At 59.6% G+C, this 19,532-nt stretch carries 20 protein-coding genes and 4 pseudogenes; 14 read left to right on the forward strand and 10 right to left on the reverse strand.

The window, feature by feature from the left end; all coding sequences use genetic code 11:
- Positions 1 to 28: 28 nt before the first annotated feature.
- The gene (locus ACIN8IBEIGE_RS08840; RefSeq protein ID WP_160014311.1) at positions 29 to 517 is read left to right on the forward strand and encodes a DUF4442 domain-containing protein; all 489 of its coding nucleotides are present in this window, start codon (positions 29 to 31) and stop codon (positions 515 to 517) included.
- Between the two features lie 75 nt (positions 518 to 592).
- Positions 593 to 1,231 carry a hypothetical protein gene (locus ACIN8IBEIGE_RS08845; RefSeq protein ID WP_160014312.1) on the forward strand — a complete coding sequence of 213 codons (639 nt, stop codon included), beginning with the start codon at positions 593 to 595 and terminating at the stop codon, positions 1,229 to 1,231.
- Positions 1,232 to 1,267: 36 nt separating this feature from the next.
- Here ACIN8IBEIGE_RS08845 and ACIN8IBEIGE_RS08850 read toward each other — a convergent pair whose 3' ends face one another.
- From ACIN8IBEIGE_RS08850 to ACIN8IBEIGE_RS08860, 4 genes and pseudogenes are all read right to left on the reverse strand, one after another.
- Positions 1,268 to 2,662, reverse strand: a complete 1,395-nt coding sequence (locus tag ACIN8IBEIGE_RS08850) for a pectin acetylesterase-family hydrolase (RefSeq protein ID WP_160014313.1) — start codon at positions 2,660 to 2,662, stop codon at positions 1,268 to 1,270.
- A 362-nt stretch (positions 2,663 to 3,024) separates the two neighbouring features.
- A complete protein-coding gene (locus ACIN8IBEIGE_RS21140) occupies positions 3,025 to 3,846 on the reverse strand; it encodes a methyl-accepting chemotaxis protein (protein ID WP_372240007.1) in 822 nt (273 codons plus the stop codon).
- Between the two features lie 84 nt (positions 3,847 to 3,930).
- Positions 3,931 to 4,707, reverse strand: a pseudogene (locus ACIN8IBEIGE_RS21145) (cache domain-containing protein); the annotation flags it as partial.
- Positions 4,708 to 4,826: 119 nt separating this feature from the next.
- The gene (locus tag ACIN8IBEIGE_RS08860; RefSeq protein WP_160014315.1) at positions 4,827 to 6,146 is read right to left on the reverse strand and encodes a Na+/H+ antiporter family protein; all 1,320 of its coding nucleotides are present in this window, start codon (positions 6,144 to 6,146) and stop codon (positions 4,827 to 4,829) included.
- A 497-nt stretch (positions 6,147 to 6,643) separates the two neighbouring features.
- Here ACIN8IBEIGE_RS08860 and ACIN8IBEIGE_RS21150 point away from each other — a divergent pair.
- The 3 genes and pseudogenes from ACIN8IBEIGE_RS21150 to ACIN8IBEIGE_RS08870 all read left to right on the forward strand — a co-directional run.
- Positions 6,644 to 7,711: pseudogene (locus ACIN8IBEIGE_RS21150) on the forward strand (HAMP domain-containing protein); the annotation flags it as partial.
- A 345-nt stretch (positions 7,712 to 8,056) separates the two neighbouring features.
- Positions 8,057 to 8,569, forward strand: a pseudogene (locus tag ACIN8IBEIGE_RS21155) (methyl-accepting chemotaxis protein); the annotation flags it as partial.
- Positions 8,570 to 8,684: 115 nt separating this feature from the next.
- Positions 8,685 to 9,281 (forward strand): NADPH-dependent FMN reductase, encoded by a 597-nt coding sequence (locus ACIN8IBEIGE_RS08870; protein WP_160014317.1) that lies wholly within the window; start codon positions 8,685 to 8,687, stop codon positions 9,279 to 9,281.
- A 27-nt stretch (positions 9,282 to 9,308) separates the two neighbouring features.
- Here the strand turns inward: ACIN8IBEIGE_RS08870 and ACIN8IBEIGE_RS08875 are convergent, their stop codons facing one another.
- Genes ACIN8IBEIGE_RS08875 through ACIN8IBEIGE_RS08890 form a run of 4 tightly spaced genes read right to left on the reverse strand, consistent with a single transcriptional unit; the run spans position 9,309 to position 11,919 of the window.
- Positions 9,309 to 10,628: a sensor histidine kinase gene (locus ACIN8IBEIGE_RS08875; protein ID WP_160014318.1), complete on the reverse strand. Its 1,320-nt coding sequence runs from the start codon at positions 10,626 to 10,628 to the stop codon at positions 9,309 to 9,311.
- Positions 10,625 to 11,293 (reverse strand): response regulator transcription factor, encoded by a 669-nt coding sequence (locus ACIN8IBEIGE_RS08880; RefSeq protein WP_160014319.1) that lies wholly within the window; start codon positions 11,291 to 11,293, stop codon positions 10,625 to 10,627. The genes ACIN8IBEIGE_RS08875 and ACIN8IBEIGE_RS08880 overlap by 4 nt, the downstream gene beginning before the upstream one ends.
- Positions 11,294 to 11,611, reverse strand: a complete 318-nt coding sequence (locus ACIN8IBEIGE_RS08885; protein WP_160014320.1) for a PepSY domain-containing protein — start codon at positions 11,609 to 11,611, stop codon at positions 11,294 to 11,296. It lies immediately after the preceding gene.
- Positions 11,611 to 11,919 carry a PepSY domain-containing protein gene (locus ACIN8IBEIGE_RS08890; RefSeq protein ID WP_160014321.1) on the reverse strand — a complete coding sequence of 103 codons (309 nt, stop codon included), beginning with the start codon at positions 11,917 to 11,919 and terminating at the stop codon, positions 11,611 to 11,613. The genes ACIN8IBEIGE_RS08885 and ACIN8IBEIGE_RS08890 overlap by 1 nt, the downstream gene beginning before the upstream one ends.
- A 196-nt stretch (positions 11,920 to 12,115) precedes the next feature.
- Here ACIN8IBEIGE_RS08890 and ACIN8IBEIGE_RS08895 point away from each other — a divergent pair, with 196 nt between their 5' ends.
- The 5 genes and pseudogenes from ACIN8IBEIGE_RS08895 to ACIN8IBEIGE_RS08915 form a co-directional block, all read left to right on the forward strand.
- The gene (locus ACIN8IBEIGE_RS08895) at positions 12,116 to 13,195 is read left to right on the forward strand and encodes a patatin-like phospholipase family protein (protein WP_160014322.1); all 1,080 of its coding nucleotides are present in this window, start codon (positions 12,116 to 12,118) and stop codon (positions 13,193 to 13,195) included.
- A gap of 49 nt (positions 13,196 to 13,244) precedes the next feature.
- Positions 13,245 to 14,084, forward strand: coding sequence for a hypothetical protein (locus ACIN8IBEIGE_RS08900; RefSeq protein ID WP_160014323.1), 840 nt, complete (start codon positions 13,245 to 13,247; stop codon positions 14,082 to 14,084).
- A gap of 189 nt (positions 14,085 to 14,273) precedes the next feature.
- On the forward strand, positions 14,274 to 14,543 hold the full coding sequence (locus tag ACIN8IBEIGE_RS08905) for a hypothetical protein (protein WP_108487995.1): 270 nt from the start codon (positions 14,274 to 14,276) through the stop codon (positions 14,541 to 14,543).
- A gap of 176 nt (positions 14,544 to 14,719) precedes the next feature.
- Complete coding sequence (locus tag ACIN8IBEIGE_RS08910; RefSeq protein WP_160014324.1) at positions 14,720 to 15,715, forward strand: GlxA family transcriptional regulator; 996 nt, start codon at positions 14,720 to 14,722, stop codon at positions 15,713 to 15,715.
- 22 nt (positions 15,716 to 15,737) lie between these two features.
- Positions 15,738 to 15,908 (forward strand): annotated as a pseudogene (locus ACIN8IBEIGE_RS08915) (DUF1272 domain-containing protein); the annotation flags it as partial.
- Between the two features lie 51 nt (positions 15,909 to 15,959).
- Here the strand turns inward: ACIN8IBEIGE_RS08915 and ACIN8IBEIGE_RS08920 are convergent.
- The gene (locus tag ACIN8IBEIGE_RS08920; RefSeq protein WP_090386520.1) at positions 15,960 to 16,343 is read right to left on the reverse strand and encodes a hypothetical protein; all 384 of its coding nucleotides are present in this window, start codon (positions 16,341 to 16,343) and stop codon (positions 15,960 to 15,962) included.
- A 187-nt stretch (positions 16,344 to 16,530) separates the two neighbouring features.
- Here ACIN8IBEIGE_RS08920 and ACIN8IBEIGE_RS08925 point away from each other — a divergent pair, with 187 nt between their 5' ends.
- Positions 16,531 to 16,989, forward strand: a complete 459-nt coding sequence (locus tag ACIN8IBEIGE_RS08925) for a hypothetical protein (RefSeq protein ID WP_160014326.1) — start codon at positions 16,531 to 16,533, stop codon at positions 16,987 to 16,989.
- A gap of 59 nt (positions 16,990 to 17,048) precedes the next feature.
- Here the strand turns inward: ACIN8IBEIGE_RS08925 and ACIN8IBEIGE_RS08930 are convergent, their stop codons facing one another.
- Complete coding sequence (locus ACIN8IBEIGE_RS08930) at positions 17,049 to 17,603, reverse strand: pesticin C-terminus-like muramidase (RefSeq protein ID WP_160014327.1); 555 nt, start codon at positions 17,601 to 17,603, stop codon at positions 17,049 to 17,051.
- 164 nt (positions 17,604 to 17,767) lie between these two features.
- Between ACIN8IBEIGE_RS08930 and ACIN8IBEIGE_RS08935 the strand changes: the two genes are divergently transcribed.
- From ACIN8IBEIGE_RS08935 to ACIN8IBEIGE_RS08945, 3 genes are all read left to right on the forward strand, one after another.
- Positions 17,768 to 18,151 carry a Mor transcription activator family protein gene (locus ACIN8IBEIGE_RS08935; protein ID WP_160014328.1) on the forward strand — a complete coding sequence of 128 codons (384 nt, stop codon included), beginning with the start codon at positions 17,768 to 17,770 and terminating at the stop codon, positions 18,149 to 18,151.
- 79 nt (positions 18,152 to 18,230) lie between these two features.
- Entirely contained in the window at positions 18,231 to 18,893 is a 663-nt protein-coding gene (locus tag ACIN8IBEIGE_RS08940; RefSeq protein ID WP_160014329.1) for a DUF2589 domain-containing protein, read from the forward strand.
- A 60-nt stretch (positions 18,894 to 18,953) separates the two neighbouring features.
- On the forward strand, positions 18,954 to 19,526 hold the full coding sequence (locus tag ACIN8IBEIGE_RS08945; protein WP_160014330.1) for a DUF2589 domain-containing protein: 573 nt from the start codon (positions 18,954 to 18,956) through the stop codon (positions 19,524 to 19,526).
- The last annotated feature ends 6 nt before the right edge of the window (positions 19,527 to 19,532 follow it).

Here is a 19,532-nt window from a genome sequence, read left to right on the forward strand (position 1 = left end):
CCCTTCCCTTTGTGCAAAGAGCATCAGCATGTCCAGCAACCGCTTGAGTCGTATCGTCGGCAAAATCCAGCAACTGCCCAGCGCCCTGCAAAGCCCGGCGCTGTCGCTGCTGTTTGGCTCCCAGGTGAAGTTCGCCGGCACCGCCAAGGTGCGCGTGCATACGCTGACCCAACAGCAGGCGGTGATGAGCATCGCCAACAAGCGCAAGGTGCAGAACCACATCAAGGGTGTACACGCCGCAGCCATGGCGCTGCTGGCTGAGTCCGCCACGGGCTTTCTGGTCGGCATGAATATACCCGATGACAAACTGCCGCTGATCAAGAGCCTCAAGGTCGACTACCTCAAGCGCGCCACCGGCAGCCTGCGCGCCGTGGCCAGCCTGACACCCGAGCAGATTCAAGCCATCCACACCCAGGAGAAAGGCGAAGTACTAGTTGCCGTGACCGTGACCGATGAAGCCGGCATCCAGCCGATCCAGTGTGAAATGCTCTGGGCCTGGGTCAGCAAGAAGCACTGAATGCCTCGCCTAGGTTTTTCAACCCCCTGCTAAGCTGAAAACGCCGCATGGTGCGGCGTCATTCAGGAGATAGCAGTGCAGGGAAAACCTCTTCTAGTCTGTGGTGGGTTGGTGCTGATTGCCGTGCTCGGCACGCTGTATTGGCGCCTACAGAGCGAGCCGCAGGTCGTTGCGCAGGCCAGTCAGGCCGACAACGTCACAAGCGTGCTCTCGGACGTTAGCCCGGCGACACCGATGCCTACTGAAGCGCAGTTGCAGGAGCTGCTGCAAAACCCAGCTGTGAAAAGCCAGGAGCAACGCCTGGCGTTCCATCAGGCCTACCGCGACTTTGTCAGCGGCGCTTCCGAGCTGTCCCCCGCACAACGTGAAAGCCAGGCAGAGGCTTTGCGTGAGCAGATCGAGACTTACGAGCAGCGCAACGAACTGGCCATGAGTGAGTCGCTGTTACTGCAGCTGGGGCTGATTCAGCTCACCACTGGCGATGAACAAGCGCAGAAAGATCAGGCCGCCGCCTTGGTCGCCCGCTACAAGGCGATTAGCGCCGAGCGCGAAGCCAAGGCCGCGACACCCAGCGCCGAGTTTCGGCGTTACAAGACCGATGAGAAGCGTATCGTCGAGGAAGTCCTGAGCATGAACAGCTTCCCCGATGGTTTGAGCCGTGATGAATACCTGCGCCAACGCCTGCAGCAGGCGCGTGAACAGCATTATCAATAGCCCGACCTGAGCCGCCTGCTCAGGTCGGGCAGCGCGTCACAACAGCTGGTCGAGCGCGTAGTACAGCAAGTTGAAGGGTTTGTTGCGGTCGGCGGTATCGCTCTGCTCAGAGGCATCCAGTACCGGGCCGCTGCCATTCATCACGTTATTGACGAAGTCATCCAGCTGCAGGTTCTGCTCCTGAATATCCGCGTTGGCAAACTCGATGATGCTGGTGCAGTGGCTTTCATTGACCGCGCGGTACTGCGGAAAGTAACCGCCGACATTCGGCAGGTTGGCCAGCTCATTACGCAGCCTGCTGGTGTCCACATCCCACTTGGCGTGGATCAGCGCCTCCTTGGCGGCCTGGTTCGGTGCGTTGATGATTTCCGGGTAGAAACGCTCATAGGAATAGGACGAGTAATTCAAATCCTTCCAAAAGTGCGTATGGCCCATGCGATCAGCCGCCAGGTTGCTCGACAACGCCGGGTAGATGCTGCCCAGGTTGTTCAGGTTAAGCCCCGGCAAACGCGACTGCAGGTACGGCAAGGGCCCGGCATCCAGCCCCCAGGCATTGCGGATGAAACCCTGCAATGGCAAGGACGGATAGGCCTCGTTACCCCCGCCACTGATGGCCGAGAACACCGGTCCGGAGTCGTTGATCAGGAAGCTGCGCGTCGGCGCAATGTCCTGCCGGGTTGGTGCGTAGTTGGTCAGGCTGCCGGCACCGCCAGCGCTGCAACCGGTGGTCAGCATTTGCGTGGGGCGCGGCAGGTTGTCTTTCAGCCAGCCCACCACCGCCCGCATATTGCGCAGGCCGTTGTGGTGCCAGATCAGCGGCGCCTGCTGGCTTTGTGGATCTTCATAGACCGCGACCTTGTCGCCGGAGTAGATGTCGCCGGTGCAATACGGCACATAGACCATATTCCAGTTCTGGGTTTTCACTCGCGTCCAGGGATGCAGGCGCACCACGAAGGGGCTGACCAGACTGGCACCTGGGTTGAGCAGGCTCATGTAGTCATTGGGAATGCCGTCGGGGTTGCGTGCACCGCGAATGCCGCTCTGGCCGGTGCAACTGGCGTAGTCCCAACAGGCGCCGCCGCCCTCCAGATAGATGATGGTGTTGCGGGTATTGGGCACACGGTTGACGAAGAATTTGTACGGCGAGCCATTGCCGCACACGGCGCCGGTTTGCGGGGCCATCTGCACGGTTTGCCAGGCGTAGTAGTTGGCCGGTTTGAAGCCACTGTTGAAACCGCTCGGGTTGGCCAGCAGCGGGTACGGCCCAAGGCGTTGCGCCGGGGTGACCTTGTTATCTGCCGCCGGCGCCACCACCAGGTTGCTCAGGGTTTGCCAGAAGTTGTAATCGCCCTGCTCGGCCTGCACTGGCATGACCAGGGCCGAAACCATCAGTGGCGCAGCACAGCGCCGAAGTGTTATCGCTACAGACATGGTGAGTCCCTCATCTTGTTGTTATCGATGGGTCCACATACCCGAGCCGTTGTACAAATCCCCTCCAGCTGTCACCCGAAATCAGCCCAGAACCCACTGGAGACTGCTCATACACCGCGCCGAAGCAGCAGTAACTGCGCGCACCCAAACGTGTCGCCGCTGCTCAAGGTTCAAGCGAGCCTGGCGATTCATGCACGCTAGTCCAAGAAACTCTCGCCAACCACAGAGCTACATATTTATTGGATATAGCGCGGTGGGTTTTAAGCTGTTGCGGTTATCTGCGGCCTGCTCCGACAGAACACTGCTCGTGACAATAAAAAAGGGAAGCCAGGCTTCCCTTTTTTATGTGCCTGCATCTGGTGCTAGATGCGGAACTGACGCACCAGTGCGCCCAGGCGTTCGCCCAGCCCGGCCAGGTTGCGCGCGGTCTGCGCGCCCTGCTGGGTTTCGTCGGCCACGCTGTCCACCGCCACGGCAATCTTGTGCACGCTGCGGTTGATCTCTTCGGCCACGGCGGTTTGCTCTTCGGCAGCGCTGGCAATCTGCGCGTTCATCGCGTTGATGGTGCCGATCAGTTGCGCGATGGCATCCAGAGATGTGCCGGCGCGGTTGGCCTGCTCGCTGGTGACATCACCGGCATCACTAGAGCGGCGCATTGCGGTCACCGCATCCTGGGTGCCCTTTTGCAGACGGTCGATCATGCCCTGAATTTCCTGGGTGCTCTGCTGCGTACGGCTGGCCAGCGCGCGCACCTCGTCGGCCACCACGGCAAAGCCGCGCCCCGCTTCACCCGCACGTGCCGCTTCGATAGCGGCGTTGAGGGCCAGCAGGTTGGTCTGCTCGGCGATGGAGCGAATCACATCGAGCACGCTGACAATCGACGATACGTCTTTTTGGAGAGTGTCGAGCGATACGCCGCTGTCGCGGATGTCCTGCACCAGGGTGTGAATGCGCTCGATGCTGCCATCGACCACCTTTTTCGCTGCCTGGCCTTCGGTGTCGGTCTTCTGCGCCGCTTCAGCTGCGCCCTGAGCGCTTTGCGCCACTTCATGGGCGGCAGCAGACATTTCATTGATTGCGGTCGCCACCTGATCGGTCTCATGGCGCTGACGCTCCATGGCCGCTTCCGAGCGCTGCGCCTGGGCCGACACCTGGCCGACCAGTTCGGTCAGCTGGCCTGTCATGTCGACGATCTGCCGTACCAGGCCGTGGATCTTCTCGACAAAGCGGTTGAACGAGCCTGCCAGCTGGCCAAGCTCATCGTCGCCATTGATCGGCAGGCGACGCGTCAGGTCGCCTTCACCGGCGGCGATGTCATCGAGGTTGTCCTTGATCTGCTGCAGCGGGCGCAGGAAGGTGTTGCTCAGCACCACCCCGACAATGCCGAATATCACCAGCAGCACGGCAGCAATCACCATGATGCTGGTGATGATGGTGCTGATTCGCTCGTCGATTTCAACTTGTACCTGGGCAATCTGCGCCTCGACGCCGTCGAGGTTGATCGCCGTGCCCAGGGCCATATCCCATTTCGGCAGGTAATAGCTGTAAGCCATTTTCGGCACCAGCACCGAATCATCCGTCGGCAGTGGCGAGCTGTAATTGACGTAGTAGCTGTTGTTCTTGGCGACATTCACCAGTTCGCGGTTGATGTACACGCCATTCGGGTCGCGGCGATCGGCCAGGCTTTTGCCGACGTCTACCGGGCTGTCGCCGCGGAACAGGCGCACTACATTGGAGTCGTGGCCGAAGAAGTAGCCGTCCTTGCCGAACTTGATCTTCGACAGGATCGCCACGGCCTGCTCACGGCTGGCCATATCACCCTGCGCGGCGCCGTCATACAGAGTCTGTACCGAACCCAGAGCGATCTGCACATAGTGCTGCAGTTCGTTGCGGCTTTCCTGCAGCAAGCGCTCGCGGGTTTCTTCAACTTCCTGGGCGGCCAGGTTTTGTAACACCTTGGCGGCGGCACCACTGAGTACCAGGGCAAACAGCACCACCGGTATCAGTGCCAACAGCACGACTTTTGATTTCAAGGTAAGGCGCATCGGGCAGATCCTTGCATGGCAGTACAGCGGAATAAAAACGGGGCTACCGGTTTATCGGTAGCCCCGCTGAAAGGTTGAGTCGTCTGGCGCTATCGCGCGGCAAACGAGCAATGCCCCGGTCAGATCACCATAGCTGCTGCCCAACCGAATACCAGCAACGGCAGGTTGTAGTGCAGGAAGGTCGGTACCACGCTGTCCCAGATGTGGTTGTGTTGGCCATCAACGTTAAGCCCGGCGGTTGGCCCGAGGGTCGAATCGGAGGCAGGTGAACCGGCATCGCCCAGTGCACCGGCAGTGCCGACGATGCACAGAATGGCCAGCGGACTAAAGCCCAGTTGCAGCCCCAGCGGTACGAAAATCGCCGCAATGATGGGCACGGTGGAGAACGACGAACCGATGCCCATGGTCACCAGCAGGCCGACCAGCAGCATCAGCAGCGCACCCAGGGCCTTGTCATGGCCAATCAATTCGGCGGAGCTGTCGACCAGGCTTTTCACTTCGCCGGTGGCCTTCATCACTTCGGCAAAACCGGCAGCAGCAATCATGATAAAGCCGATCATCGCCATCATTTTCATGCCTTCGGTAAACAAGCCATCGGCCTCTTTCCAACGCACCACACCAGACACCGAGAAGATGATAAAGCCGACCAGGGCGCCGATGATCATCGAGTCCAGCCACAGCTGCACGACAAACGCCGCGACAATCGCCACGCCCGCAACCAACAGGCTCAAGGGGTTGTAGGCAACATCCACGCGCTCGGCCTGCTCGATCTTGCTCAGGTCATACACACGTTTTTTGCGGTAGCTGAACAGCACTGCCACCAGCAAGCCGCACAGCATGCCCAGGGCCGGAATCGCCATGGCCTTGGTCACGTCCAGGCCGCTGGTGTCGACACCGCCGCTGGCAACATTGGCCAACAGAATGTCATTGAGGAAAATCCCGCCAAAACCCACCGGCAGAAACATGTACGGGGTAATCAGACCGAAGGTCAGCACACAAGCGATCAGGCGGCGGTCAAGCTGCAGCTTGCTCAATACATACAGCAGTGGCGGCACCAGCAGCGGGATAAAGGCGATATGAATCGGCAGAATGTTCTGCGAGGAAATCGCCACCGCCAACAGCAGCGCAATCAGCAGCCACTTGAGCAGACCGGCGCCTTTGGCGTCCTGTTTGCCGACCATGGCCAAGGCCTTGTCCGCCAGGGCGTGGGCCAGACCGGATTTGGCAATCGCCACGGCAAAGGCACCCAACAAGGCATAGGACAGGGCCACTGTCGCCCCGCCGCCCAGTCCTTTATTAAAGGCCGCCAGCGAACCCTCAATACCCAGGCCGCCAAGCAGACCACCGGCCAATGCGCCGACGATCAGAGCTACCACCACGTGCACACGGCACAAGCTGAGAATCAGCATGATCCCCACTGCCGCAACGACTGCGTTCATCGATTTACTCCCGCAATTTAAATAGGTCCGCGAAGGTTTCGACCTTCTCTGGATACTGCGCCGGCTCGGCGAAGGGCGCGTACTCTGCACAATGCGGACTGACCTGTCAAAACGCCCGTAAATTATTCTGTACAAGGCGTTGCTAATTTCGATTACTCTGCCATTTCAAAGCTGCCGCTGGCCTGCAACTTGCTCTGCTTTACTTGACGTGAAACTTAAAGAAAAGCGCCTAAGCGCCGATAGGCGCTCTAAGCCTCTGCCATAAAAAGGTCCTGAAAATGCTGTTCAGCCGACTTTCCATCCAGTTGAAGATCACCCTACTGGCCGGCCTGTGCTTGCTGGCCATTGTTGCGGTGCTGGTTTCCGCTTCGGTCATCCAGGCCTCGCGCAGCGCCAACCTGGTCAAGCAGGCCAGCTCGGCCATGCTGCAGGAGTCCGCGCAATTACGCATGTCGGCGCGCGGCGAGTCCCAGGCACTGCAGATGCAGCGCTACTTTATGGACGCCTACCAGTACGGGCGCGGCGCCGCCACCCAGGTGCTGTTTATCCGCGAACAGGCGGAAAAACGCTTTCTGGATGCCTTCGACCTGCGCGAAGACCTGACCCGTCAGGTACGCAGCGCCCTGGAGGCCAACCGCAGCCTGTTGGGTATCTATGTGGCGTTCGAGCCCAACGCACTGGACGGCAAGGATGATCTATTCGCCGATCAGGAAAACCTCGGCAGCAACGACAAGGGCCGCTTCTCGATCTACTGGGCACAAGGCGATAACGGCGAACTCAGCGCAGAGGCGATGAAAGAAGCAGACCTTAATGACGCCACGCCAGGTATCAGCGGCGCGCCCTATAACGCCTGGTACAGCTGTCCGTTGCAGCAGAAGAAGGTGTGCCTGCTCGATCCCTATATCGACGAAGCTGACGGAGTAAAAACCCTAATGACCAGCATCGCCTTTCCGCTTGAACAAGGCGGCAAGGTGATCGGCGTGCTCGGTGTGGATATCAGCCTGGCCAGCCTGCAGGAACTCAGCACCAGCGCACATCAGGGCCTGTTCGACGGCGCCGGGCATGTCAGTATCATCAGCCCTGCGGGCCTGCTTGCCGGCCACAGCCGTGACAGCAGCCTGCTGGGCGGCAAACTGGAAAAAGCCTTCGCAGACCAACACCGCGAAATGACCAGTTTAGTGGCCAGCAACCGCCCGGAAGTTTTGCACCACGACGGTTCGCTACAAGTGTTGCAACCGCTGCTGCCGATTCCTGAGTCCCAGCCATGGGGCGTGTTGATGGAGGTGCCTGAGAAAGTTCTGCTGGAACCGGCCACTCGCCTGGAAACGCAAATGGATGAAATGGGCACGCGCAGTACGGCGGTGTCCCTGGGGCTTGGTCTGGCTGCCGGGGTGGTGGGTATTCTGCTGATCTGGCTGACGGCACTGGGCGTTACCCGGCCGATTCTCGGCGTAGCGGCAATGCTGAAAAATATCGCCAGCGGTGAAGGCGACCTGACCCGCCGTCTGGAATACGCCAAGCAAGATGAACTGGGCGAACTGGCCAGCTGGTTCAACCGTTTCCTCGACAAGCTGCAACCGATCATCGCTGACGTTAAACGCAGCGTGCAGGACGCCCGCAGCACGGCCGATCAGTCCGCCCTGATCGCCAGCCAGACCAGCGACGGCATGCAGCAGCAATACCGTGAGGTGGATCAGGTGGCCACCGCGTTCCAGGAAATGAGCGCTACGGCGCAGGATGTGGCGCATAACGCCGCCCAGGCCGCCGAAGCGGCACGCACCGCCGACCATGCCAGCCGTGAAGGTATGAGCGTGATCGGCAAAACCACCTCGACCATCGAACTGCTGGCCAATGAGATGAACGTGGCCATGCAGGAAGTCGAAGGCCTGGCCAATAGCAGCGAAAAGATCGGCTCGGTACTCGAGGTGATCCGCTCAATTGCCGAGCAGACCAACCTCCTTGCCCTCAATGCGGCGATCGAAGCGGCGCGGGCCGGTGAAGCCGGTCGTGGTTTTGCCGTGGTGGCAGATGAAGTGCGCAATCTGGCCAAACGCACCCAGGACTCGGTGGAGGAAATCCGCCAGGTGATCGAAGGCCTGCAAAGCGGTACCAAAGAGGTGGTCAGCACCATGCACAGCAGCCATCGCCAGGCCCAGGGCAGTGTCGAACAGGTGGAACAGGCCGTCGCCGTGCTACAGCGTATCAGCCAGGCGGTCAGTGTGATTACCGACATGAACCTGCAGATTGCCAGCGCCGCCGAAGAGCAAAGCTCGGTGGCCGAGGAAATCAACCGCAACGTGGCCTCGATCCGGGATGTCACCGAATCGATCTCCGCCCAGGCCGATGAGTCGGCAAAAATCAGCCAGGGTCTGAACAAACTGGCCAATCATCAACAGAGTCTGATGGACCAGTTCCGCGTCTAAACACCGGGCATGGCACCATCGGACCGCCACTCTGGCGGCTGTTTCCTTGTGACGCAGGCTAGCAATCGTTAGCCTGCGTTTTTCATTTCTGACTTATCAATTAACGAGGTTCACGATGCTCAATATCGCTCTGGTGGCCGGTTCCAGCCGCAGTAACAGTCAATCGGGCAAGGTCGCCCGCTTCTTGCGCCAGCGTCTGATTCAGTTGGGCCACACCGATGATGCGCAGAGCAATGTGATTGACTTGGGCCTCGCCCCGCTGCCGCTCTGGCCCGCTGACGATACCGGCCCATGGGGGCTTTACAGCAAGCAACTGGCAGCGGCCGACGCCGTGGTGATCATTTCCCCTGAATGGAATGGCATGGCCTGTCCGGCCATCAAGAACTTCTTTATCTATGCCAGCAAGGCTGAGCTGGCGCACAAACCCGGGCTGCTGGTAGGCGTCTCGTCGGGAGTGGGCGGGGCTTATCCGATCAGCGAGTTGCGCGCGTCCAGCTACAAGAACTGCCGCCTCTGCTACCTGCCTGAGCATCTGATCGTGCGCAGCGTCGAGAAGGTGCTGAACACGCCAGAGCCAAGCAGCGAAGACGACCAGCGTCTGCATGCACGCATCGATTACGAGCTGGATATTCTGGTCAAGTACGCGCAGGCCTTGGGCCCGGTACGCGCCAGTATCGATATGAGCACCCCGGCATTTGCCAACGGCATGTAAGCCTTGGTTTGAGCGTACCTGATGAACTCAGGTGCGCTTCACTGGCAAGCTGACCGTTACGCGCAAGCCACCCAGCGGGCTTTCAGCCAGCTGCAATCTCCCGGCCCAGGCATCAACAATATCGCGCACGATGCCCAAACCTAGCCCATGACCGGCCACCTGTTCATCCAGACGGCTGCCACGGCTGAGCACTTCGTCGCGCTGCGCAGCGTCGATCCCCGGCCCGTCGTCATCAATCGCCAGTTGATAGTCCTCTCCTACCCTGCTGATTTGCAGCTGTACCTGGCTGTCAGCCCATTTACAGGCGTTGTCCAGTAGGTTGCCGAGCAGTTCCAGCAGGTCTTCACGATCCCAGGGCAACCGCAGCCCAGGCTCGGACTGCCAGTCCAGTTCCAGGTGGTTGCCATGGATCATCGCCAGGGTCGAAAACAGCTCGGGCAGTTCATTGGCGCAGTCGAAATGCGCTCCCGGCAAGGCTTCCCCAGCTAAGCGTGCACGGCCCAGCTCGCGGGCAATACGCTGCTCGATCTGTTGCAGCTGGCCATTGAGGCTCTCGCGCAGTTGCGGTAACTGCTTGAGCTCTTCACGGGTGGCCAGGCTGACCAACACCGCCAACGGCGTTTTTAGCGCATGGCCGAGGTTGCCCAGGGCGTTACGCGAGCGTTTGAGGATGTCTTCGGTGTGCGTCAGCAAGTGGTTGATTTGAGCCACCAGCGGCTCCAGTTCCAGCGGTACCTGTTGGTCCAGCTGGCTACGCTGGCCCTGCTGCAGCTGTATCAGCTGCCGGCGGGTCTGTTCCAGGGGGCGCAACGCGCGGCTGACGATCAAGCGCTGCAGCAACAGAATCAGCACCAGGGCGGTAATCCCCAGGCCCAGAACAATCTTCTGTACCTGGCTGAAGCTGTTGAGTATCGGTGTGTAATCGCGCGCCACATGAATCACGATGGGCTGGCCATAGCGCTGGTAGTCAGCGCGGTATACCAACCACTGCTGGCCTTGTGGCCCGTCACCCAGCGCGTCCTGTAAACCGGCTTCTGCAACCGGATGCAGATTGCGATCCCAGAGTGAGCGCGAACGCCAGGTCTGCTCGTCAAGGTCGATACGGAAATACAGGCCGGAATAAGGCCGCTTGAACGCAGCACTGAGGCGCCGCTCATCCAGTTGCAGGCCATTGGGGCCACGTACAATCGCGCCGAGCAGGGTCTGGGTTTCATCCTGCAGAGTGGTCTGTAGATAACCGCGTAGGCTGCGATCGAACAGCCAGAGGCTGCTTTGCGCCAACAGCAGGCCAATAACCAGCAATACGCTGATCAGCCCCAGGCTCAGACGCCGTTGAATCGACCTCAAGCAACATCCCCGCTGAAGCGATAACCCTGACCACGACGGGTTTCGATGATCTCGCGTCCCAGCTTGCGTCGCAGGTGATTGACATGCACTTCGATAACATTCGAATCGCGTTCGCTTTCACCGTCATACAGGTGCTCAGCCAGGTGGCTCTTGGACAGTAATTGCCCGGCATGCAGCATGAAATAGCGCAGCAGACGGAACTCGGCGGCAGTCAGCTGTACCTCTTCGCCATTGCGTTGCACCGACTGCCTACTTTCATCCAGCTGTAAGCCCGCCGCCTCCAGTTGCGGCTGGTTGGCCAGACCATGGGCGCGTCGCAGCAGGGACTGGATGCGCAGCTGCAGCTCTTCCGGGTGAAAGGGTTTGCTCAGGTAATCATCGGCGCCGGCCTTGAGCCCTTCAATACGTTCGGCCCAGGAGCCGCGCGCAGTAAGGATCAATACCGGAGTGGTAAGGCCGCCAGTTCGCCATTCATGCAACACCTCAAGCCCCGGTTTGCCAGGCAAACCGAGGTCAAGGATGATCAGATCATAGGGCTCGGTCGCGCCCTGATAGGCGGCATCACGGCCATCGGCCAACCAGTCCACCGCATACCCCTGACGGGTCAAACCGGCGAGCAGCTCATCAGCCAGGGGAACATGGTCTTCAACCAGCAGCAGGCGCATTCAGTCTTCCACCTCGTCCTTGAGTACTTCACCAGAGCTGGCGTGCAGTTCCAGTTCGCGCACGATGCCCTGCTCGGTCACCAGTTCGACTTCGTAAACCAGTACACCGTCCTCTTCCTCCAGCTCGACTTCCAGCAAAACCGCACCGGGATGACGCTGCAAGGCCATTTGCAACAACTGTTCGAGGGGCATGATCAACCCCTCGCGGCGCAGGCGTAATGCTTCATCCTGATCCAGGTCGCGCGCGTTGCTGCTGAACGTCAACGTCAGCAGCAGGCAGGCCAGGAGTGCGCGTGCAAGCCAAGCAGTGGTGTTCATCAATCGTCTCGTTGGTTCTTCAGAACTTGTGCGTTAGTGGCATCCAGCTCGACGTCCCACTGCACGCCTTGGGCGTCGCGAACTTCAACCTGATAGATGTAGCGGCCGTACTCTTCTTCCAGCTCGGTGTCTTCAGTCGTGCTGCCTGGGTGCAGCGCCAGCGCTGCAGCGTTGAGTTTTTCGAAGGATTGGATGGTGCCGGCGTCACGCAGCTTGAGTGCTTCATCCGGGCCCAGGTCACGGGCTTGAGCCAAACCAGCAGTCAGAGTCAGGGCAGCAGCGGCAAATACGGCAGTCAGTGTTTTCATGTTCAGGTTCCTTCATGGAGTTGGCTTTCGACGCAGTCCAAGTTACTGCACACGACTTAACTCAAGCTGAATTTGCTTAAGGCATTGCTCAGGCACTGATTTATCCCAACCCACGCGCGCATCATTCACGCGCTGAAGTCGCTTGGCCTGGCAATCCAGCGCTCTATAATCGCTGCCTTGCGCGATGGAGGCCAGCATGAGTGCGATATTAATCAAGTCCCCTGCTTTGACAATCAAGGCCGGAAAACGCGCCCTAGCGCGGGTTCGCGAGCACGGCCTGCAACCGGCTGATGTCGGCATTCTGCCCGGCGCAGCGGGTGGCCCGAAGGCGTTGGGGATTCAAGGGCTGGATCTGGCTCTGTTTGGCGACTGGTTGCAGCGCGCACCTCGCGAGCGTTCGCTGATCGGTGCGTCCATCGGTTCCTGGCGTTTCGCCAGCGCCTGTTTGCCAGATGCGGCGGCGGGCCTGCGTCGCCTCGGCGAGCTGTATACCTCGCAGCGTTTTGCTAAAGGCGTGAGCATGGCGCAGGTGTCGAACAGCTGCAGCCTGATGCTTGATCAACTGCTAGGCAACGACGACGCCAACATCCTCAGCAACCCGCATTACCGCTTGAATATCGTTGTGGTGAAAAGCCATGGCTTGCTGCAACACGACCATCGCGGCGCACTCGGTTTGGGGCTGTCTTCGGTGATTGGCAGCAACCTGCTGGGCCGCCCGCGCCTGGCCAAGCACTTCGAACGAGTGATTCTGCACGATGCCCGCCTGGCACCGCCCTTGGGGACGCTGAGCGACTTCCCCTCGCGCTATCTGCAACTCGACAGCGGCAATCTGCGTCATGCATTGCTGGCCTCAGGCTCCATCCCGATGATCATGCAAGGGGTCCGCGATATCCCCGGTGCCGGCCCTGGCACCTATCGCGATGGCGGTCTGCTCGACTACCACCTCGACTTGCCGTACAGCGGCGACGATATCGTGCTCTACCCGCACTTCACCGACAAGGTCATCCCAGGCTGGTTCGACAAGGGCATGCCCTGGCGCTGCGGTGATGGCGGGCGCCTACAGGATGTGTTGCTGCTGGCGCCCTCACGCGACTACCTGGCGCGCCTGCCCCATGGCAAACTCCCCGACCGCAAGGACTTCAGTCGTTATCTGGGCGATGATGCCGGCCGCGAGCGCTATTGGCGTAAGGCCATGAGCGAAAGCCAGCGGCTTGGCGACGAGTTTCTCGAACTGGTCGACAGCGGCCGCCTCGGCGAACGTCTGCAACCCCTTTAACGACAACAGCCGACCGAACACCCAAGCAGCATGACCAAGGATGGGCAGGATGAAACTCGCAGTCGCCATTATCCACGGCATCGGCACGCAGCCCGACCTGCGTAACGACGAAGGCCAGCACGTCTTCGCCCACAGCCTGATCGCCGGATTGCGTCAACGTCTCGGCGCCGAGGCCGATCAGGTCGCCTTTCAGACGCTGTACTGGGCCAGCGTGCTGGACAAGCGGCAACTGGCTTTTCTCGACAAACTGCGCGACCAACCCGTGCGCTGGCGCTGGTTACGCCGTATCGTCACGCTGTTTCTCGGTGATGCCAGTGGCTATCGCAAAGTCAGCCAGGCATACGACACCACCTATGAAGAAGTCCATCAGTGCCTGCGCAGCGGCCTCAACGCCTTGCGTGCCAAGGTCGATGCCGATACGCCGCTGGTGGTGCTGGCGCACTCACTGGGCGGGCATATCTTCTCCAATTTCGTCTGGGATCAGCAGCGCATCAATAGCGCGGAGGAATGCCCGCTGGATCCCTTTCTGGCCTTGGAAACCCTGAGCGGTCTGATCACCTTCGGCTGCAATATCCCGCTGTTTACCTTTGCCTATGACCCGGTCGTGCCGATCCGCTTCCCCGGCCACTGCCTGACGGAGGCGGTGACCGAGCAGGCGCGCTGGCTAAATCTCTACGCTCCCGCAGACCCGCTGGGTTATCCGCTGCGCCCATTACCCAATTACGCCGCCGTGGTCGCCGAAGATCGCGCCATGCCAGTGGGCCCCTGGTACAAGCGCCATACCCCGTTGAGCCACTTGGGCTATTGGGATGACCGAGGCTTTCAGCGTTATGTCGCTCGTTATCTGCAGCAGTTACTGGCGGTCTGCAAAGGCTCAGAGAAGGCCTAACCACCCTCTTCCTCACCCAATTTCTCGGCTTGCACAATTAAAACTGTGATTTATCGGACAATTTCGTGCATTTTTTCGCCAGCATGTGACTTGGCGGTCAGCTTCGGTCATCAACGCATATGACTGGCAAGCGTGAATCTACCGTTTGCCCCTTTGTGTATTTGGGATCACCTCGGAGAAACCGACCCCATGAACGCACCGCTGCGTTTTAACGAAGCTTTGCTGATTGCCGACCGCGCCTTTCAACCTTTTCAATGCGTCGCCTGGGCCCCGCAAGATGGCACTGGTAACCTCAGCCTCAGTGTGATCGACCGTACCAGCACTCGCCTGCTCGGCCGCACGCAACTGTCCAGCACCATCTACAGCGATCCAGTGCAATTTGCCGACGTGCTCAAGCAGTCCCGTGAGCAGCTCAGTCAGCAAGGTTTCACCCTGGAGCCATGGAGCATGCCGGAGTAATCGGCTGCTGCAACAAGGGCTCTGAGCTGCCGACTGGCCCCTCTTGTCAGAGCCCTTCTCTCCTTCCATTTCGCCATTCTGGCGACGCTCTAATGGCAATATCTGTGGGTTTATTGTCCTTGTTGCCAATTACTCGTTAAGCGCAGACTGCATCCATCGCTTATCGAGACGCCGCCATGGATGCTCCACGAACCATTGCCTGCCTGCTTTATCCGCATGTCATGAGCCTGGACCTGACCGGCCCATTACAGGTGTTTGCCTCCGCCAATGACGAACGCCAGCGTCAGGGCCTGCCCGCCGCTTATCGCCTGCTGGTGCTCGGCCAGCAGGCGGTGGCAATGCCCACCTCCGCCGGCTTTCAGCTGGTTGCCGAACAGGCCTGGAGCGCCGTAGATCCTGCGCATATCGATACCTTGCTGGTTCCCGGTGGCCGGGGGGAAAAGGCGCAGCGCCAGAACCCTGAGCTACTGGCCTGGCTGCGCGGCGCCACATCGCAGATCAGGCGCGTGGGCTCGGTCTGTTCCGGTGCGCTGATTCTCGCTGCCGCCGGCCTGCTCGATGGCCGCCGCGTCACCACGCACTGGGCCGATCTCGACTGCCTGCGTCAAGAACATCCTCAGGTAGAGATCAGTGACGACTGCCTGCACACCTATAACCCACAAGACCCCGCCGGTAATGGCCATATATTCACCTCGGCGGGCGTAACCGCAGGAATTGATCTGGCGCTGGCACTGGTCGAAGCCGATCTCGGTCGTCCGCTTGCCTTGGCCGTGGCCAAACGTCTGGTGCTGTTTCTACGCCGCCCCGGCGGGCAAGCGCAGTTCAGTGCGCTGCTGACTCCGGAACCGAACCGAGTGCCACGCCTGGCCAGCCTGCTGGAATGGATACCGCTGCACCTGCATGAGGACCTGTCGTTGGCTGCGCTGGCCGCGCAAGCCAATATGACGCCGCGCACTTTATCGAGAACTTTTAATCAGGAGTTGGGAATGGGGCCAGGTCGCTATGTGGAAATCGTACGTCTGGAAGCCGCACGCAGCCTGCTGCAGAACGCCCAGGCATCGATCAGTACGGTGGCGCGTTTGAGCGGTTTCAACCACCCGGAAAATCTGCGCCGCACCTTTCACAAGCACCTTGGTGTCAGTCCTCAGGAATATGCCGAGCGATTCGCTTAAACCGCACAATCAGGAGACCAACATGCTGGAGTTACGTGCCCAATGCGAGTGCTGTAACCGTGCCCTTGCGGCTGACAGTCAGGACGCATTTATCTGCTCATACGAGTGCACATTTTGCCGCGACTGCGTCGACAGCACATTGCATGGGCGCTGTCCGAACTGCAGCGGAGAATTGCTGCAGCGACCACGACGCATCGTTGCCGAGGCGAAATAGAAAGCGCTCCAGAGGAGCGCTTAGCCAGCTTCAGTTTGGCTCTAGCAATGAGCGAAAACGCGAGTCACTGCGCGTCGGCGTCAGGGTATACAGCTGCTCCTTCTTGTCGACCCAGGTGTACAGCTTGTACTCCTTGTCACTGTCGCCGCAGTGCTTGCCCAGGCCGTAGACCGTTAAATGGCTGGGGCTATTGCCGTAGGTGAAAAACATCGAACAGGTGCGATTGCGCCCCTTGTCGCGCCAGGTGTAGTGGCGCACTGCTTGCTGGCCGATGTACAGGGCATCGCCGTCAACTGTCAGGTTGCCGCGATCAAGACGATCAAAAAGGAAGTTCATCGCCTCGATTTCAAAACCGTCATGGTTGAAGTCGTCCAGGTTGCCTGCAAGCGTGATGGCTGGATTCAGAGTGGGCATATCAGGTCTCTCCTTGTGAAATAGCTGCCAATTGGCAGACCTATCTCAGCGCCCTGCCACCCTCCGCTGCAGCAGGAAATACTTCCGCAGCGATCTGGCGGTCAACCGTAATGGGCAGTATTTCCCGCTGAACAGCTGCCAGTGACCCGGGCACTTTGCCAGCTCCACTACCCACCGGAGCTTGATCATGTTGATACGTAACCTGTCTTTCCTGCTGATCCTGGCCAGCGGCTTGAGCCATGCCATGAGTACGGAAAACCTGCCTGAAGACACTCTCAAAGCCTATGGCCAGTCCCTTGCTAGCGGGGCTGGAAGCAGCCAATGGCAACAGCTTTGGCAGCGCACCCGAGCCGCGGGTTATTTCAATCAGGACGGTGCGCAAGCACGCTTCACGCTGCCCATGAAGGAGATTCCCGAGCTGGTCAGCAGCACCCTGCGTGACGCCCACAGCGTGCAGCCAGACAAAGGCACACAGGCGCTGTACCGCCGCGACTTTGCTCCACGTGTGGTTGGCACTGAAGGTCCACAGCCGCTGACAGCGATCTGCTTGAAAGTGGATTGGCGCAGCCTGCCCGATCACACGCAGGTGACCGATAGTGCCCAGATGGGCAGTGTCAGCCTGTTGCTGGCCCAGCCCTGCCAGTAATCATTACCCCTGCAATTAACGCCATAACTGCCCAGCCTTACGGCTGGGCAGTGTGCTGCTCAGGACATTGCCTGGGACAGCAGTTCGGCTTCCTGACGCCGCCGACTGGTGTAGCGATCGCCAAAGTTCAGCAGATTGCTATGGGCGGCACTCCAGTCATGCGCCACCACCTGTTTCCAGAAATTAGGGGTGCGCGAAGCAAGATCACCGTACTGAAAGGCCACTGAGGCGATCACGGTCTGCATCTGCGCTGGCAACTGGGCAAAATCGCCGCCGCCGGACTTGGCATAACTCGCCGCCAGACGATTGATAAAGGGCTCCTTGTACGCCTCATCAATCTGCTCTGCCTCTGCCGCTGTGATATTCAGCGGCTGCGTGGCCAGCTGCGTTACTGCCGCCTGTCCAGTCAGGCCAAGGTAGGGACGTAAACGCTCAAGCAAGGTATCCGGCAGATCCAGCGCCTGCAGATCAGCCAGCTTACGCTGCCCGAGGTCAAACCCCGTTGCAATGGTGACCCCGCTGCGGCTATTGCCGGCGTCGGGAACATAACCCTTGGTCGCCGGGCCGCCTTCCAGGTTGGCGATAAAGCTGAAGTAAATCGAGTAGTGAGACATGGTCAATCCTCCGTTGATGGGGATTGGCAGTCGATCACCGCCCGCAAATACATATCAGCTTGAAGCATTTCCCAGCGCATTCAGGGGGGATATTTCCTGCTGAAAAAACAACCCGTCCTATTCCTAGCATCCTTGGCAGTCCACGAGACAACAAGGAGGACCCCATGGACGAGAATGACCTACAACAGGTCGACATCAAGCTATTGCCCCACTCATTGCAGGAACTGATCGAGTGTATCGGTCTGGAAAGCGCATACCGATTGACCTGCGCCTTCGGTGGCCGCCCCAAGTACATTCCCAAATACCCTGCCCGCTCTTCGCTAGCCCTGCTCCTGCCGCCGCAAGCGCTGGACGCTCTGATCGAGCGTTACGCCGGAATCGCTATCGAGATCCCCAAAGCCGACCACTTCTGTCGACAGATACGCAACCTGCAGATCGTCCAACAAAGCTCGGATGGTCTGTCACGCAGCGCCCTGGCTGACAAATACGGTTTGAGCCTGCGCCAGATCGGCAACATCCGCCGTCAAGAGCATGAAACTCATAGGTAAGTAGTTCCTGCTGAACCTCAACTGCGAGGCTCCATAGCCTGAGACTGCGCATTTCGCGCATACGATAAGGAGATTGACTATGTCCCAGATTGATACCGGCCTGATCGGTTCCGTCATCAACGCATTGCCACTTGACCGCATGATTTCAGGGCCATTACAGGCCATGATCACGGCTCAGGTGCAGGCGAGCAAAGCCTATGCCGACTTCCTGATGGCGGTGTGCATCAAGGATGGCAAAGCGGTGTCCGTGCAGTTCGACTACGACGAAACCCTGGTCGACGAGAACGGTGTGTACAAGGGCACCGTTACCAAAAAGATGCGCATCCCTCTGCTGGCGGCCATCAGCCACCCCAACATCACCATCGAAGAAGGCTCCATCGACTTCGAACTGACCATCAGCCAGCAGGCCGAGGACACCAGCGAAACGGCCGGTCAAGGCAGCTTCGAAGCCAAGCTCGGCTGGGGCCCATTCAGTGTCACGGTGAAAGGTTCGGTCAGCCACAAGTCGACTCAAACGCGCAAAACCGACACCCGCGCGCGTTATGCCATCAGCACCAAGATCGCCCGCCAGGACCCACCTGAGGCGCTGATGCGAGTGATCGACTTCCTCACTGACGCGGCGACCAAGCCCGTATTGCTGCCGGCCCAGAAAGCCACGGCGGCAACTGATCCGCTACCCACTGACGCCGTGCTGGAATCGCCGAAGCCCGCTCCGGCCAAAGGCGGCACTACCCCTCCGTAACAACCACCTGACCCCGCTTCGGCGGGGTCTTCCTTAGATCAGTAAGCGAGGAGTTCACCCATGGCACTGTTTTCCAGCAAAAAAGAACCGATGAGCGCCAGTGATTTGAGCCACATCACCCGTGGCCTGCATCAAGCCGCGGCGGCGACCCACAACCTGGTCGCCCAGCAGTACATCAAGTTGTTTGATCAGTTTTTTGACTACAACCCGGACGACCTTGGCACGCCCATGAAAGCGAAAATGGTGGAGGTTGGCCTGGATGAGCAACACACCATGAATATTCCGCTGATCGCCCTGGTCGCCCCACGTGGACTAGGGCTGGAAAGCATGAAGGTCGACCTCTCGGTCAAGATGCACGGCACCGAACTCGAGAAAGCCAGCCACGCCCTGGAGAATGGCGAGCTGCAGAGCGAGCGGTTCTTTGTCACTTTTGGCCGTGAAAAACGTCAGGGTCAGGAACGTGATCCGGATGAAATCACCATCAGCATGGAGTTCAAGGCCTGCGAGCCTCCGGAGGCCGTGCATAGGCTGATTGAGGAGTACACCAACCTGATCAGCCCAATTCGTATGGCCAACCCCTCCCCCGCAGTGATTGAAAGCGAGCCTGCAGCGCCTCAACCTGCCACGCCCTGATCATGC

It is taken from the genome of Pseudomonas sp. 8BK (genome assembly GCF_902506475.1).
GTDB lineage: Bacteria > Pseudomonadota > Gammaproteobacteria > Pseudomonadales > Pseudomonadaceae > Aquipseudomonas > Aquipseudomonas anguilliseptica.